Origin of the sequence: Sphingomonas paeninsulae (assembly GCF_003660165.1) — a bacterium.
Classification (GTDB): domain Bacteria; phylum Pseudomonadota; class Alphaproteobacteria; order Sphingomonadales; family Sphingomonadaceae; genus Sphingomonas_O; species Sphingomonas_O paeninsulae.
Genome location: NZ_CP032829.1, coordinates 913879 through 927390, shown reverse-complemented (window position 1 = coordinate 927390; position 13512 = coordinate 913879). Strand labels below are relative to the sequence as shown.

At 59.5% G+C, this 13512-nt stretch carries 20 protein-coding genes; 11 read left to right on the top strand and 9 right to left on the bottom strand.

The features are described from left to right. Window positions 1-70 precede the first annotated feature (70 nt). The gene (locus D3Y57_RS10055; RefSeq protein ID WP_121152869.1) at window positions 71-322 is read right to left on the bottom strand and encodes a J domain-containing protein; all 252 of its coding nucleotides are present in this window, start codon (window positions 320-322) and stop codon (window positions 71-73) included. After that, entirely contained in the window at window positions 319-1110 is a 792-nt protein-coding gene (locus tag D3Y57_RS10050) for a division plane positioning ATPase MipZ (RefSeq protein WP_121152868.1), read from the bottom strand. Before D3Y57_RS10050 ends, D3Y57_RS10055 begins: the two co-directional genes overlap by 4 nt. A 97-nt stretch (window positions 1111-1207) precedes the next feature. Here D3Y57_RS10050 and panC point away from each other — a divergent pair, with 97 nt between their 5' ends. Both panC and D3Y57_RS10040 read left to right on the top strand, forming a co-directional pair. After that, complete coding sequence (gene panC, locus D3Y57_RS10045) at window positions 1208-2047, top strand: pantoate--beta-alanine ligase (protein WP_121152867.1); 840 nt, start codon at window positions 1208-1210, stop codon at window positions 2045-2047. A gap of 76 nt (window positions 2048-2123) precedes the next feature. Beyond that, window positions 2124-2420: an SEL1-like repeat protein gene (locus D3Y57_RS10040; RefSeq protein WP_121152866.1), complete on the top strand. Its 297-nt coding sequence runs from the start codon at window positions 2124-2126 to the stop codon at window positions 2418-2420. Here D3Y57_RS10040 and D3Y57_RS10035 read toward each other — a convergent pair. The 5 genes from D3Y57_RS10035 to D3Y57_RS10015 are packed head-to-tail and all read right to left on the bottom strand — an operon-like array spanning window position 2417 to window position 5747. Next, complete coding sequence (locus D3Y57_RS10035) at window positions 2417-3580, bottom strand: GNAT family N-acetyltransferase (RefSeq protein ID WP_121152865.1); 1164 nt, start codon at window positions 3578-3580, stop codon at window positions 2417-2419. The genes D3Y57_RS10040 and D3Y57_RS10035 overlap by 4 nt on opposite strands. After that, window positions 3577-4383, bottom strand: a complete 807-nt coding sequence (locus D3Y57_RS10030; protein WP_121152864.1) for a glycerophosphodiester phosphodiesterase family protein — start codon at window positions 4381-4383, stop codon at window positions 3577-3579. Before D3Y57_RS10030 ends, D3Y57_RS10035 begins: the two co-directional genes overlap by 4 nt. Next, a complete protein-coding gene (locus D3Y57_RS10025) occupies window positions 4355-4822 on the bottom strand; it encodes a RidA family protein (RefSeq protein ID WP_121155731.1) in 468 nt (155 codons plus the stop codon). The genes D3Y57_RS10030 and D3Y57_RS10025 overlap by 29 nt, the downstream gene beginning before the upstream one ends. 32 nt (window positions 4823-4854) lie before the next feature. After that, window positions 4855-5484, bottom strand: a complete 630-nt coding sequence (locus tag D3Y57_RS10020; RefSeq protein ID WP_121152863.1) for an HAD family hydrolase — start codon at window positions 5482-5484, stop codon at window positions 4855-4857. Further along, window positions 5481-5747, bottom strand: a complete 267-nt coding sequence (locus D3Y57_RS10015; protein ID WP_121152862.1) for a DUF3572 domain-containing protein — start codon at window positions 5745-5747, stop codon at window positions 5481-5483. The genes D3Y57_RS10020 and D3Y57_RS10015 overlap by 4 nt, the downstream gene beginning before the upstream one ends. Window positions 5748-5788: 41 nt before the next feature. Here D3Y57_RS10015 and D3Y57_RS10010 point away from each other — a divergent pair, with 41 nt between their 5' ends. Continuing rightward, window positions 5789-6184: a response regulator gene (locus D3Y57_RS10010; RefSeq protein WP_121152861.1), complete on the top strand. Its 396-nt coding sequence runs from the start codon at window positions 5789-5791 to the stop codon at window positions 6182-6184. Here D3Y57_RS10010 and rpmG read toward each other — a convergent pair whose 3' ends face one another. Next, window positions 6185-6358: a 50S ribosomal protein L33 gene (gene rpmG / locus D3Y57_RS10005; protein WP_121152860.1), complete on the bottom strand. Its 174-nt coding sequence runs from the start codon at window positions 6356-6358 to the stop codon at window positions 6185-6187. A 157-nt stretch (window positions 6359-6515) separates the two neighbouring features. Here rpmG and D3Y57_RS10000 point away from each other — a divergent pair, with 157 nt between their 5' ends. The 4 genes from D3Y57_RS10000 to D3Y57_RS09985 all read left to right on the top strand — a co-directional run bounded on the left by D3Y57_RS10000 (window position 6516) and on the right by D3Y57_RS09985 (window position 9503). Next, window positions 6516-6839: a hypothetical protein gene (locus D3Y57_RS10000; protein WP_121152859.1), complete on the top strand. Its 324-nt coding sequence runs from the start codon at window positions 6516-6518 to the stop codon at window positions 6837-6839. Between the two features lie 4 nt (window positions 6840-6843). Beyond that, window positions 6844-7335, top strand: coding sequence for a hypothetical protein (locus tag D3Y57_RS09995; protein WP_121152858.1), 492 nt, complete (start codon window positions 6844-6846; stop codon window positions 7333-7335). A gap of 91 nt (window positions 7336-7426) precedes the next feature. Continuing rightward, a complete protein-coding gene (locus D3Y57_RS09990; protein WP_121152857.1) occupies window positions 7427-7927 on the top strand; it encodes a Dps family protein in 501 nt (166 codons plus the stop codon). A 7-nt stretch (window positions 7928-7934) separates the two neighbouring features. Continuing rightward, window positions 7935-9503, top strand: a complete 1569-nt coding sequence (locus D3Y57_RS09985; protein WP_121152856.1) for a cisplatin damage response ATP-dependent DNA ligase — start codon at window positions 7935-7937, stop codon at window positions 9501-9503. A 157-nt stretch (window positions 9504-9660) separates the two neighbouring features. On the opposite strand, the gene D3Y57_RS09980 is transcribed toward D3Y57_RS09985, so the two are convergent. Then, a complete protein-coding gene (locus D3Y57_RS09980; protein ID WP_121152855.1) occupies window positions 9661-10965 on the bottom strand; it encodes a DEAD/DEAH box helicase in 1305 nt (434 codons plus the stop codon). Between the two features lie 264 nt (window positions 10966-11229). On the opposite strand from D3Y57_RS09980, the gene D3Y57_RS09975 reads away from it, so the two are divergent. The 4 genes from D3Y57_RS09975 to D3Y57_RS09960 are packed head-to-tail and all read left to right on the top strand — an operon-like array spanning window position 11230 to window position 13493. After that, entirely contained in the window at window positions 11230-11799 is a 570-nt protein-coding gene (locus tag D3Y57_RS09975) for a NifU family protein (RefSeq protein WP_205590112.1), read from the top strand. A gap of 19 nt (window positions 11800-11818) precedes the next feature. Continuing rightward, window positions 11819-12409: a malonic semialdehyde reductase gene (locus tag D3Y57_RS09970; RefSeq protein WP_121155727.1), complete on the top strand. Its 591-nt coding sequence runs from the start codon at window positions 11819-11821 to the stop codon at window positions 12407-12409. A gap of 5 nt (window positions 12410-12414) precedes the next feature. Then, window positions 12415-13035: a tRNA (adenosine(37)-N6)-threonylcarbamoyltransferase complex dimerization subunit type 1 TsaB gene (tsaB, locus tag D3Y57_RS09965; RefSeq protein ID WP_239026063.1), complete on the top strand. Its 621-nt coding sequence runs from the start codon at window positions 12415-12417 to the stop codon at window positions 13033-13035. Further along, window positions 13032-13493 carry a GNAT family N-acetyltransferase gene (locus tag D3Y57_RS09960; RefSeq protein WP_121152853.1) on the top strand — a complete coding sequence of 154 codons (462 nt, stop codon included), beginning with the start codon at window positions 13032-13034 and terminating at the stop codon, window positions 13491-13493. Before tsaB ends, D3Y57_RS09960 begins: the two co-directional genes overlap by 4 nt. Window positions 13494-13512: the final 19 nt, after the last annotated feature.

Below are 13512 nucleotides of genomic sequence, written 5' to 3'. Positions count from 1 at the left end.
TGCTTTCGCAAAACGAATTCATGGGCGTCGCTATAACCTAGAAGTGACGATTTCGTTGCAGGCCTCCGTCTTACGGACGGAGCATTACGTCGCGTGCCTGATTGATGCGAGAGGCGAGTTCCACACTTCCGCCCGCGTCAGGGTGAACTTTGGTGATTAGTCGGCGATGAGCGTCGATGACAGCATAGCTGCTCGCGTCGCTGCTTAACCCCAGCAATTTGGCAGCTTCGGACTTACCCATCGTGCCGGGGACGGCAATGTATCGTTTGCCATAATAATAGAGCGCGTACAGGAGCGCGCCGAAAAAGATCAGCTTGATCATAAGGCGAGCTGCAACGGCTGGTCTTCACGCGCGGGAAGGGCAAAGCCAGATATCATCTCGCGCAATTCCTGACGGGCAGCGATGTGACTGAGCCCGACCGATTCGATCGCGCCGACATCGATCAGGGTTAGTCCCTTTGGAAACAGTTCGCGATAGATTACCCGCTCGCCAAGCCCCGGAATAACGCGGAAACCGACACGCTTCGACAATTCGGTAAGGGCGGCTCCGACCCGGCGCATATTATGAGCCTCCAGATGCTGGAGACGATTGCGGAGGACGACCCAGTCGACCGTGCCACCGTCAGTCTTTGCGCGAACCTTGCGCAGATCCCAGATCAGCTCAGCGTAAAAACTGGGTTTCTTGACGCGGAAGGTTTCGGCATCGACCTGCCCGATCAGGTCGAGATCGACGAAGCTGTCATTGATGGGCGTGACGAGCGTGTCGGCCAGCGAAATGGCCGCGCGGGCCAGTGGATCGTCGCGGCCCGGCGTGTCGATAATGATGAACTCACAGCCATGACCAAGCCGTGCCACTTCCTGATCTAGACCCGCCGGGGTCAACAGGTCGAGGACGCCGTGGTTCGGCATCGGCAGATCGAGTTGCCGACGACGCATGGTAGCGGCGCGATTCTCGAGATAGCGGACCAGTGTTTTTTGCCGGACGTCGAGGTCGAGCGCCGCGACGCTATGCCCGGCTGCTGCAAGCGCAACTGCGGCGTGAACGGCAGTCGTGGATTTCCCCGTGCCGCCCTTTTCGTTGGCAAAGACGATTCTGTGCGCGCGTTTCATCGACTTCACTTTACTTGACCGCCCCCGGGCTAGCTTGATTTCGCGCCCCGGACTCTGCCAAGGCAATCGCTCTTGCCATATCGGAGCGGCCTTCCCCGTGCAAACCATCCGTAACCTCAACGACCTCCGCACCGCCCGCGCCAAGCTGACCGGGACTGTCGCGATCGTGCCGACGATGGGCGCGCTCCATGCCGGGCATCTGGCTTTGGTTGCTGCCGCCAGGGAGCGCGCGGATCACGTGGTGGCAACGATATTCGTGAACCCGATGCAATTCGGGCCGAACGAGGATCTGGCGCGCTATCCAAGGCAAGAGGCGGCGGACGCGGCGTTGCTGGAGTCGGCAGGAGTGGCGATTCTGTGGCTGCCCGATGTTGCGACGATGTACCCGAAAGGCTTTGCGACGAAGGTTTCGGTGTCGGGACTGGGTGACGTTCTGGATGGCGCGGCGCGGCCGGGGCATTTCGATGGGGTGGCGACGGTGGTTGCAAAACTGTTCGGGCAAGTGCGTCCTGACCGTGCGTATTTTGGCGAAAAGGATTGGCAACAACTGGCGGTTATCCGGCGGATGGCGATCGACCTCAATCTCGGTATCGAGATCACCGGGGTTCCGACCGAGCGAGAGGGTGACGGTTTGGCCCGGTCATCGCGCAATGTTTATTTGTCGGCGGCGGAGCGCGAGGCGGCGCTGGTTTTGCCGCAGGCTTTGAAGGCGGCGGTGGCGGCGATCGAAGGGGGAGCAGAGATTGGGCGAGAGTTGGCGAGTGCTGGCGCAAAACTGGTTGGGGCGGGGTTTGTTATTGATTATATAGAATTGGTCGATGATCAATTGTTGCCGGTCGCGACGTTGACGAGAGAGGCAAGACTGTTGGGGGCGGCGAAAATGGGGACGACGCGGCTGATCGATAACTTCGCGGTATCCCCCACAAGCTTAAAGTAATTTTCGCGTTAACCATTTGTTGAAACCCTTTGGATGAAAGTCGGCAATCGACAGTTCGTCAAAAGGGGTTGGCAACATGGCACACAGTATCAAAAGCGCGGATTTCCTGCTTGAAAGCCGGATGACCGATGCGGCAGCGGGCGACATTCGTGCGCTTTACGAACTCGGCATTGCGTACTCATCGGGTTCGGGCGGCGTCGGCGTAGATCTGATCCAGGCGCATAAATGGTTCAATCTGGCCGCCGTTTCAGGAAATGAGCGCGCGCAGGAATGCCGGGCAGAGATTGCCGACGATATGACGGCACGCGAGATCGCTGAAGCACAGCGACAGGCCCGGGCATGGCTTGGTGCGACGACCCGGCGGGCCGCCTAACCCTTCTTAAAGGGCGTCATTGTTTCCAAAAAAGCGGCGTTTTCTTCGACTGCGCGACGTTCGCGGGCCAGAAATTCCGATATTGCGGCACGAAAACCTGCGTTCGGGATATAATGGGCCGACCATGTTGCGACCGGCACATAACCGCGAGCGAGCTTGTGTTCGCCCTGCGCGCCCGCTTCGACACGGGACAAGCCGCGCGCAATGGCGGCGTCGATCGCCTGATAATAACAGAGTTCGAAATGGAGGCATGGCACGTCCTCCGAACAGCCCCAATAACGTCCGTACAGCGTATCCGCGCCGATCAGGTTCAGCGCCCCCGCGATTGGACGACCATCGCGCAGGGCCAGCATCAGCAGCACCCTGTCGCTCATCGTCGCACCCAGCATCGAGAAGAATCCGCGCGTCAGATAAGGCGTTCCCCACTTCCGCGCGCCGGTATCCTGATAGAAATGCCAGAACGCGTCCCAATGCGCCTCGGTGATTTCGTCGCCGGTCAGGTGGACAATCTCCAGCCCCTCGACTGCCGCCGCGCGCTCCTTGCGAATGGCCTTTCGTTTGCGAGAGGCGAGGGCAGCAAGAAAGTCGTCGAAACTGGCGTAACCATCGTTTGCCCAGTGGAATTGAGTTCCCTCGCGGATCAGCCAGCCGGCATCGCGAAAAATCTCGAGTTGATCCTCATCGAGAAAATTGGCGTGCGCGGACGAAAGGCCGTTGCTGTCCACCAGCGCCTCTGCGGCGGCAATCAGGGCAGGGGCGAGTGCCGGGTCGCGGGCAAGGATTCGGGGACCGGGGACGGGTGAGAACGGCACCGCAATCAGCAGCTTGGGATAATAATTTCCACCAGCACGTTCCCATGCGTCGGCCCATGCATGGTCGAAGATATATTCGCCCTGACTGTTGCTCTTTGCATAGGCAGGCAGAACGCCCGCCAGCGTGCCGTCGGGCGCGTCGATGGCGATAGGCACTGGTTGCCAGCCCGCGCGGGTCGTGGCGCTGCCTGACCGTTCGAGGGCGCTGAGGAAGGCGTGACTGACAAAAGGGTTGTCGGAGCCTGCGCAGGCATCCCACTGAGCGGCGTCGAACGAGGCAACGCCATTGCCGACGCGAGCGGTTACCGCGCCGCTGTCTGTGTATCCGCTGTTATCGCCTTCGCTCACGCAATCTTCTCGTAGATCGCCTCGTCCGCATGTTCGAAAGCGGCTTGTTCGTCGGCTGCATCGCGCACGGTCCACGTCAACACGGTTATGCCGCGCGATCGGGCAGAGACCGCAAACCGTGAGGGCAAGTCACGAACGTCATAAGCCAGAAAGTCGGGTTTTGCGCGTGCCATCGAAGCCCAGCGTTTGAACCAGCCTTTCAGCCGCTCCTTTCGCGTCACCTCACCCTCTTCGGTGACGACGAGACCGCGAACGATGCGGGGTGCGTGGGTGTTGAACCAGTGTCCGACCTCTGGATTGAAGGACATGATCGCCGCCGCCCCGCGATATCCCTCCAGCGCGCGGCGGACCGACAGACATAGCGCCGCGACGTGGCGTTCCTTCGTCTTGACCTCGATCAGCACCGGCACCCGCCCGCCGACCAGTTTCAGAATTTCCTCGAGGCGCGGGATGGCTTCTTCGGTTCCGGCCAGCTTGATTGCGTCCAGTTCGATCGCCGATTTGGTTCGGAACGCGCCACGCGCGGACGTCAGCCGTTCCAGTTCGGCATCGTGAAACACAAAGGCTTCGCCACCGGAAGCAGCCTGCACGTCGAGTTCGATACCATGACCCAGCAGGATCGCAGCGCGGAACGCGGCGCGGCTGTTTTCGACACGCCAATCCTCTTTCGATGCGCCCTTCGAACTGGCGGCGCTATGCAGTCCGCGATGGGCGAACGGCTGCGTCTTTAGAAATGCAACGCGCTGCGCAAGCGGCGCGGGTGCGATCAGCCCCTCAAGCGGGGCGAACAGCGACAACCGCATCGATTTCCACCATGGCGCCCAGCGGCAATACCGGCACGCCGACTGCCGCGCGAGCATGACGGCCCGCATCGCCGAACAGTTCGACCATCAACGAGGATGCCCCATCGGCAACTTTTGGCTGGTCGGTAAAACGTGGGTCGCTGGAAACGAACACGCCGAGTTTGACGATACGTTCGACGCGATCGAGCGAGCCGAGCGCTTTCTTTATCTGGGCGACCAGCATGATGCCGCAAGCCTCTGCGGCTTGCTGGCCCGCTGCAACGTCACGATCTTCGCCAAGGCGACCGGTCATGACGACGCCATCGAGGAAGGGAAGCTGACCCGACACATAAAGGAACCCACCAACCTCAACGGCCGGCACATAGTCGGCGACCGGAGCTGCAGGCGTCGGCAGTTTCAGGCCGCGTTTGGCGAGGATGGCGTCGATTTTGTCGTTCATGATGCCAGCCAAAGCGCGCCCGGCAGTCGCGGTCAAGCGGCTTCGAGCGAAACCCCCGAAAAACGGGCCTGAATCCACGTCAGCGCGTCGTTCCAGTCATCGATTCGCGCGTGAGCGGCGGAAGCAGGCGGCGTTATGGATGCGACCAGAGGGTCGGCAATCATGTGCAGGCGAAACACGTTGGGTGCCGCGCGTGCGACCGAGTCGTGATGCTGGGGAAGGTCATCGACGAACACGGTGGCCGATGGTGAAAATTCGGCAACGAGTTTTGCCACCGGGTCGCCCTTGCCACCCTGATTCGTAACGACCCGGTGCCAGATACCGTGTTTGCCGAGCTGTTCGGCCCGCGCCTCGTTGAAATTATGATTGAGGTTCGTGAGAATGACGATGTCAGCGTGTTCGGCGAGCGTTGCGAGTGCTTCACGCGCGCCGGGCACCAGCGTCTGCCGGTTCATTTCGGTATGGAAAAACGCGTCGAGCATCGGCCAGACTTGTTCGCGTGGGACCAGTTCACCATTGCCCCGGCGTTTCAGCGCATAGGCAAAGTCGCTGGTGCCATGAGAAAAGTCGATGTCGTGGGCTTCTGAAAGCCACTCACCGAAATGGCTGACCATGTGGAGAAGAACTTCGTCGCAATCGGTGATCAAAAGGGGGCGTGTCATTGAGCAAGGCTTTCACGCGCCAGTACCAGCGCGACTGGAGGAACATCGAGCGTCTTTGCGCAAGCGATGAGATCGGGTTCATGCGATTCGAGATAGCCGAGGACGGCTTCGAGCAATGTCGGGTCAGTGACGCGCGAACGAATACCGTCGGCATCGAGCCCGGTCAGCGCGAGCAGGCGATCGGCGCGTTCCTCATCCTGCAAAATCCAGACCAGCGCCGAAAGCGCCAGATCCATTGCGTTATTTGTCTGTTCCGCGCTCATGGCCTAAGTCGGCTCCAGTCTGACAGGGGGTTGATAGGCGCGTGGCAAAAAGAGTGCTCGTTGTCGAGGATAACGAACTCAATCTACGGTTATTTTGTGACCTGCTACGGGCGCATGATTACGAAACAGAGGGGGTGCGTGATGGACGGGAGGCGCTGGATCGTGCCCGCGCGTTCATGCCGGACCTGATTGTCATGGATATCCAGATGCCGCACGTTACCGGTCTTGAATTGACCGAGGCGATCCGGGCCGATGAAACATTGCGGACCATGCCGATTATGGCGGTCACCGCTTATGCAGGAAAAGCGGACGAGGACAGGATTCGCGCGGCAGGTGCCGACGCCTATGTGTCCAAGCCAATTTCGCTGATGCGCTTTATAGAAACGGTCGAAGGGCTGGCCAACCGAACGATTGCGCCAGCCACTACAGAAGCCTGATTACTTGATCTTGGCTTCTTTGAACTCGACGTGCTTGCGTACGACTGGGTCGTATTTGCGGAACGACAGCTTTTCAGTCGTGTTCAGGCTGCGCGGGTTCTTTTTGGTGGTGTAGTAAAACCCGGTGTCCGCCGTGCTGACGAGCTTAACTTTAATGGTTGTCGGCTTGGCCATGCCTGAAGCACTTTCGATTCTGGTGTCTGTAGGGAAAGGCGGGCCAATGAGGGGCAGGGGGCAAAAAGTCAAGTAACAGCCGCGTCCAATCCGTTAATCCCTTCTTCACCATGGCAGGCGCAGTCTCTCTCTCAAGGGATAAAGAGGGACAAATTCGATGGGAATGGGAGCAGACGCCCGACTGGTCGTGAAGGCCGAGTTGAGCAACCGCATCGACAGTCTGGCAAAAGCATTGCCGCAAATGTCGGCAAGTTCGCTGGCCTTTGCCGTCGACGACATTCGCCGAACCGCCACCAACCATGATTTGCGCCCTTTGGCCGAACTCGCCCGAGGTCTTGAAAACGCGATTTCCGAATCGAGCGGCGCGACGATGGTGCTGCCCTTTCTCGAAGCGATGAGCGATGCGGTAACGTGCGAAAGCATCGACCCGGCCGTGGCGGCGAGCTTCCTTGCATCGGTGGGCCTGCGCATCCACGGGTAAAGCCGTGAACGCCCTTATTCCTGTATTCGTCGCGGTGTTGCTGGCCGAAATCGGCGGTCCTCTGGCGATATTTGGCCGGGAGCGGCGAAATTCGGCTGCACTCGCCATGATTGTTTTGATCGTCGTCGCGGTTATTGGCGGCTGGTCGATTGCCGCGCTGTTGATTGGTCCTGCGCGATTGCTGATGCTTGGGCTGGCGTTGTTGTTCGCAGGCGTGGCCCAGTTTGGCCGCAGAGCTGTCGTCACCGGCACACCGACGATATTGGCAAGTGCGATGACGCTTTATCGTTCGCCCGCTCCGTTTCTGGCGTTTGCTTTCGCTGCATGGATGACCGCGCCGATCAGCGCGGGGACGGGGGCGATGATCGGGGTGGGCGTGGCCGCCGCCGTCGGATCGCTGGGATTCACTGTCCGAAGGGGTCTTTGCATCGGCGCAGGAATCATTCTGTGTATCGCGGGACTATTCGCTGTGTTGAGCGGATTGCGACTCGTCTGACGAGCGCCCAGATAACAAAAGACGATCGCCAGGGAGCTTTTCGTCCGGCAAATGGTTATGCAGCCGAAACATATCGAAGGGATGATCCGACGTGGCAAAAACTCCTAAATCCAAGCTGAAGACGCCAACCGACCTGGGCAGCAACGCGGTTGCGACCGTGGCTGACGCGCTGAACGGTATATTGGCCGACAGCTTTGCGCTGTATTTCAAGACGAAGAATTTTCACTGGCATGTTTCGGGGCCGCATTTTCGCGACTATCACTTGCTGTTCGACGATCAGGCTACGCAGATTTTCGCGACGACCGATCTGATTGCAGAGCGTGTGCGCAAAACCGGCAACACGACGCTGCGATCGATCGGTGATATTTCGCGGCACCAGACTTCGAAAGACAATAATCAGGATTTCGTGTCGCCAGCCAATATGCTGGCCGAACTGCGTGACGACAATCTGAAGCTGGTCGAATCGCTGCGTGCGGCAAAAGACCTGGCCGACGACGCCAAGGACAATGCCACTTCGGCGGTTATCGACAACTGGACCGATGACGCAGAACAGCGTGCATGGTTCCTGTTCGAGGCTGCTCAGGCCGTTTAATGGGCCAATGCGTGCCTTTGCCGATCTCCTCGACCGCCTGATCTATACGCGGAGCCGCAATACCAAGCTGCGACTGATCGGTGATTACTTACGGACGACGCCTGACCCTGACCGGGGTTGGGCGCTCGCCGCGCTGACCGGTGAACTGGATTTGCCGGGGGTGAAGCCTGCGGTCGTGCGTGCGCTGATCGAGAAGCGCGTGGACCCGGTGCTGTTCCGCATGAGCCGCGACTATGTGGGCGATACGGCGGAGACGGTCGCGCTGCTGTGGCCTGCGCGGGGGGAGCCGGACGGTGATCTGAAGCTGGGCTATGTGATCGACCGACTGCTGACGCTGGGGCGGGTCGAAGCGCCTGCTGCGATGGCGGCGATGCTCGATGTGCTGGTTGCGGACGAGCGGTTTGCGCTGCTGAAACTGGCGATGGGCGGGCTGCGGGCTGGCGTGTCGTCGCGGCTGGCGAAGACGGCGCTGGCTCAGGCGTTCGACCTTGATGTCGATGCGGTCGAGGAAGTCTGGCACGGCATTGCGCCGCCCTACACACCGATATTCGATTGGGCAGAGGGACGGATTGCGCAGCCGACCGCGCTCGATACGCCGGTTTTCCGCCCGTTCATGCTCGCACACCCGCTGGAGGACGCGCGGGTCGATCTGGCTGATTATGCAGCGGAGTGGAAATGGGACGGCATCCGCGTCCAGATCGTGCGGGCCGGGGGGCAGGTGCGGCTCTATAGCCGCGGTGGCGACGATATTACGGGGAGCTTTCCCGACGTAGCCGAGGCGGTGACGGTCGACGGCGCGTTCGACGGCGAATTGCTGGTGCGCGGGGAGGTTCAGGGCGGCGAGGCGGCGAGTTTCAATGCGCTTCAGCAGAGGCTGGGGCGCAAGACTGTGTCGGCCAAGATGCGGGCGGAATATCCGGCGTTCGTGCGGCTGTATGACATTTTGTTCGACGGGCCGGAGGACTTGCGCGGCCTGTCGTGGACCGAGCGACGGGCGCGGCTTGAGATGGCTTTGCCGCGCTTCGACCCAGAGCGGTTCGATATATCGGCGGTGATCGACGCTGCGGATTTCGATGCGCTGGAGGCGATCAGAGCTGGCGCGCGAGATGCGGCTATTGAAGGCGTTATGCTCAAGCGGCGGGACAGTATTTATACTGGCGGGCGGCGCGCTGGGCTTTGGTACAAATGGAAACGTGATCCGCTGACTGCCGATTGCGTGATGATGTATGCGCAGCGCGGCAATGGAAAACGGTCGTCATTTTATTCGGATTATACGTTTGGGTGCTGGACCGAGGAGGGCGCGTTATTGCCCGTGGGCAAAGCCTATTCAGGGTTCACCGATGAAGAGTTGAAAGGGCTGGATCGATTTGTTCGCCAGCACACGCTCAACCGCTTTGGGCCAGTGCGCGAGGTCGAGAAGACTTTGGTGTTGGAGGTCGCGTTCGATTCGATCCATGAATCGAAACGTCATAAATCGGGGATTGCCATGCGGTTTCCGCGAATCTCGCGGATTCGGACGGATAAGCCTGCTGCTGAAGCGGATATGATCGCGACGCTGAAGCGGATGATTGCGTGACTTCCGCGCGCTAAAACTTCTTCGTTTCCCTGAGCTTGTCGAAGGGCTGTCCTTCTGTTCGTCGAAGCAAGCAGGACAGCCCTTCGACAAGCTCAGGGAAGCGGTAGTGGGTTTGGAGTCTGGGAATTCTTCGCCCAAACACCAAACCCTAATCATATTACCGCCCGCCGGTACGCTTTACGGCAGACTTGTGGGCGCCAACGCCGCCGGGACGACGTGGGAAATGACGACGCGTATCGTCGGTGCGGGGTGCGTCGCTGCGCGTGCCGCCACGGCCATTCGGCGCATTGCGGGTGATGACAGGCTTAGGCAGCTTTGAGCGCAACTCATCGAACTGCGGAGGCAGCGGAGTTGGTGTCAGCGCAACGCCGGTCAGGCGTTCGATGCTCTTCAACCAGCCCTTTTCCTCACCATCGACGAAGCTGACGGCGATGCCGCTGGCTCCGGCGCGTGCGGTACGACCGATACGGTGGACGTACTGTTCAGCGACGTTTGGAAGGTCGAAGTTGAATACATGGCTAACACCCGAAACGTCGATGCCGCGTGCAGCGATGTCGGTTGCGATCAGGATCTTGATGTCACCCTTTTTAAACGCGTCGAGCGCGTCCATGCGGGCGTTCTGCGATTTGTTGCCGTGGATTGCTGCCGAACGGATGCCGGCGGCGGCCAGGAACTTCACGATCTTGTCGGCGCCATGTTTCGTGCGGCTGAACACCAGCGCGCGGTCGATTGGTTCGTTCTGAATGACGATCGTCAGCAGCGCCATTTTCTCGGCAGCGTTCACGAACGTCACATATTGATCGACGCGTTCTGCGGTCGATGAAACCGGAGCCACCGAAACCTTCACAGGGTCGGTCAGGAAGCGGTCGCCGAGTTCGGAAATCGACTTGGGCATGGTGGCTGAGAAGAACAGCGACTGGCGCTGCTTTGGCAACAGGCGGTCGATCTGCTTCAACGCATGGATGAAACCGAGGTCGAGCATCTGGTCGGCTTCGTCGAGAACAAAGATTTCGACGTGACGCAGGTTCAATGCGCGCTGTTCGATCAGATCGATCAGACGGCCGGGCGTGGCGACGAGGATGTCGAGCCCCTGTCCGCACATCTTGATCTGACGTCCGATCGGCATACCGCCGAACACAACGCCGACGGCCAGGTTCATACCCTTGCCATAATCGCTGAACGACTGGGCAATCTGAGCCGCAAGTTCGCGGGTCGGCGACAGGACGAGCATCCGGCAGGCTCCGGGCATACGCTTGTTGCCCGAGGCAGCCAGACGCATCAGCGATGGCAGGGCGAATGCCGCTGTTTTGCCGGTGCCGGTCTGCGCGATACCGCAAAGGTCGCGACCTTCGAGCAGCGAAGGGATGGCCTGCGCCTGAATTGGCGTCGGAACATCATATCCCTTGGCCGAAAGGGCATCGAGAATCTGCGGCGAAAGGCCGAGATCGGAAAATTTAGTCATGGGTAACTTTCAAATATGGCGTGGCAAGCGCATACCGAAAGGGCGCGCTGGACAAGCGGGAGGTTGTGACAACCCGCGTGAAAGGGGAAGCCGATTGGCTGAGAGCGTCATGGGGTTGAGCCTGTCCGAATGAACGGAAAATCACGCTGGCCAACCTGCGAAAACGAGTATCGCTTCGCTGCGCTGCAACAGGATATGGCAGCTTAATAGGTGAATTGCAACCTATGGGTTGATCGCGACGTTGTGGCGGCCCACATACTCCCTATGCTGATCGAAACCGAAACAACCCCGAATCCCGCCACGCTGAAATTCATGCCCGGCCGCGCCGTTATGGACATGGGAACCCGCGACTTTGCAACACCGGAAGAAGCCGATGCGTCGCCATTGGCTGAGGCGCTGTTTACGCTGGGCGATGTCCAGGGCGTGTTCTTCGGTCGCGACTTCGTATCGGTTACGGCGGGGCCCGGAAGCAACTGGGCCGACCTGAAGCCCGATGTGCTGTCGATCCTGCTCGATCATTTCAGTGGCGGTATGCCCTTGTTCAAACCCGCGACGGCTGGCGGTATCGCGGTCTCTGATGCACCTTCGACCGACAACCCCGAAGATGCCGACATCATCGACCAGATCAAAGACCTGATCGAAACCCGCGTGCGGCCTGCCGTAGCAGCAGATGGCGGCGACATTATTTACCAGAGCTTCAATAACGGTAACGTGTATTTGAAGATGCAGGGTGCCTGCGCCGGATGCCCTTCTTCGACCGCCACGTTGAAACAAGGTATCGAATCGCTGCTGAAACACTATGTGCCGGAGGTGACCGGGGTTTTCGCGGTCTGACGCAAAGGACCAGATGAATATGGCCACACCGCTTAATGATGCCGCACTCGACCAGCTTTTCCGCACCGCGCGCAGCTATAATGGTTATACCGACAAGCCAGTCAGCCACGAACAGATGGACGCCATCTGGGAACTGATGAAGTTCGGCCCGACGTCGGCAAATATGCTGCCTGCGCGCCTGATCTGGTGTGAGAGTCTGCAAGCCAAAGAAAAGCTCGCCAGTTTTTCGAGCGAAGCGAACCGGGCCAAGATCATGAGTGCGCCAGTGACGGTGATCGTCGGTATGGATCTGGAGTTCTATAATCACCTCCCCGAACTGTTCCCGCCTGCCGATGCACGAAGCTGGTTTGCCGGCAACGATGCGCTGATCGAAATCAGTGCGATGCGTAACTCGTCGTTGCAGGGTGCCTATCTCATCATGGCTGCTCGTGCACTCGGTCTCGATACCGGGCCGATGTCAGGCTTTGACAACGCTTCTGTCGATGCTGAATTTTTTGCAGGCACGACGTTCAAGTCAAACTTTATCTCGACTGTCGGATATGGTGAGCCGACCAGCGTGTTCGAGCGCCTTCCGCGTCCGGGCTTCGAACGGTTCAACACGATAAAGTGAGAACTCTGGTGATCGAAACGGCAACGTCGGTCTGTTCGGTTGCCTTGATTGAGAATGGAGCAGTCGTTGCGGCGGCGCACGAGAATGTCGGGCGTGGACATGCCGAACGACTGCTTCCGATGATCGCAGCCCTTCCCGATGGAGGCCGGGCATCTTCGATACTGGTCGATTGTGGCCCCGGCAGTTTTACCGGCATTCGCGTCGGCGTCGCAGCGGCGCGTGGACTTGGACTGGGCTGGGGTGTGTCTGTCAGCGGTTTTTCGTCGCTGGCGTTACTGGCGACCGGGCATTTGGCTTTGCACCCGGATGAGGCCGTCACAGTCGCGATCAATGCAGGCCACGGTCAAATATTTGTCCAGTCTTTCGAGTGTGCGCCGGTGGCTGAACTCGATGCTCTGGCTTCACTGTTTCCCGATGCCGCCGTTGCGGTCGCGTGCAATGTCGTGGTCGGCAATGCCGCTGCTGACATCGTGGATAGACGCGGCACAGGACAGGCGGTGGAACGTACTCCCGACGCACGCGATGCGGTGTTCCTGTCGCCAAATCTCTCCGCGTTGCCAGCAGTTCCGATTTACGGCCGGGGCGCGGACGCCAAACCCATGGCGGTCACGGCGCACTCGTCATGACCGGTCATCGCATCGACGTCGGATCGCCGGATGATCTGCCGGAACTGATGGCAGTTATGACGGCCGCGTTCGATCCACGCTTTGGTGAAGCGTGGACGGCGAGCCAGTGCCTTGCGCTGATGACCATGCCGGGCACGCGACTGATACTTGCCCGCGCCGAAACTTTGCTCGGTTTTGCACTGATACGGACCGTCGTCGATGAATGTGAACTGATGATGTTGGGCGTCGATCCGGCCACGCAACGACGGGGAGTTGGTTTAAGTCTGTTAAATAACGTTGTCTCTATTGCAACTTCTGAACAGGCTTCGGCAGTATTTCTTGAAGTTCGATCCGGTAACCCCGCGACTGAGCTATATATTCGTTCAGGGTTCGAGAAAGTCGGATTGCGGCTGCGATATTATCGCGGCAATAAAGGTGAAACGTTCGACGCTGAGACCTATCGCTTCATGCTGCGTTAAAATTGCACCTTTAACATAC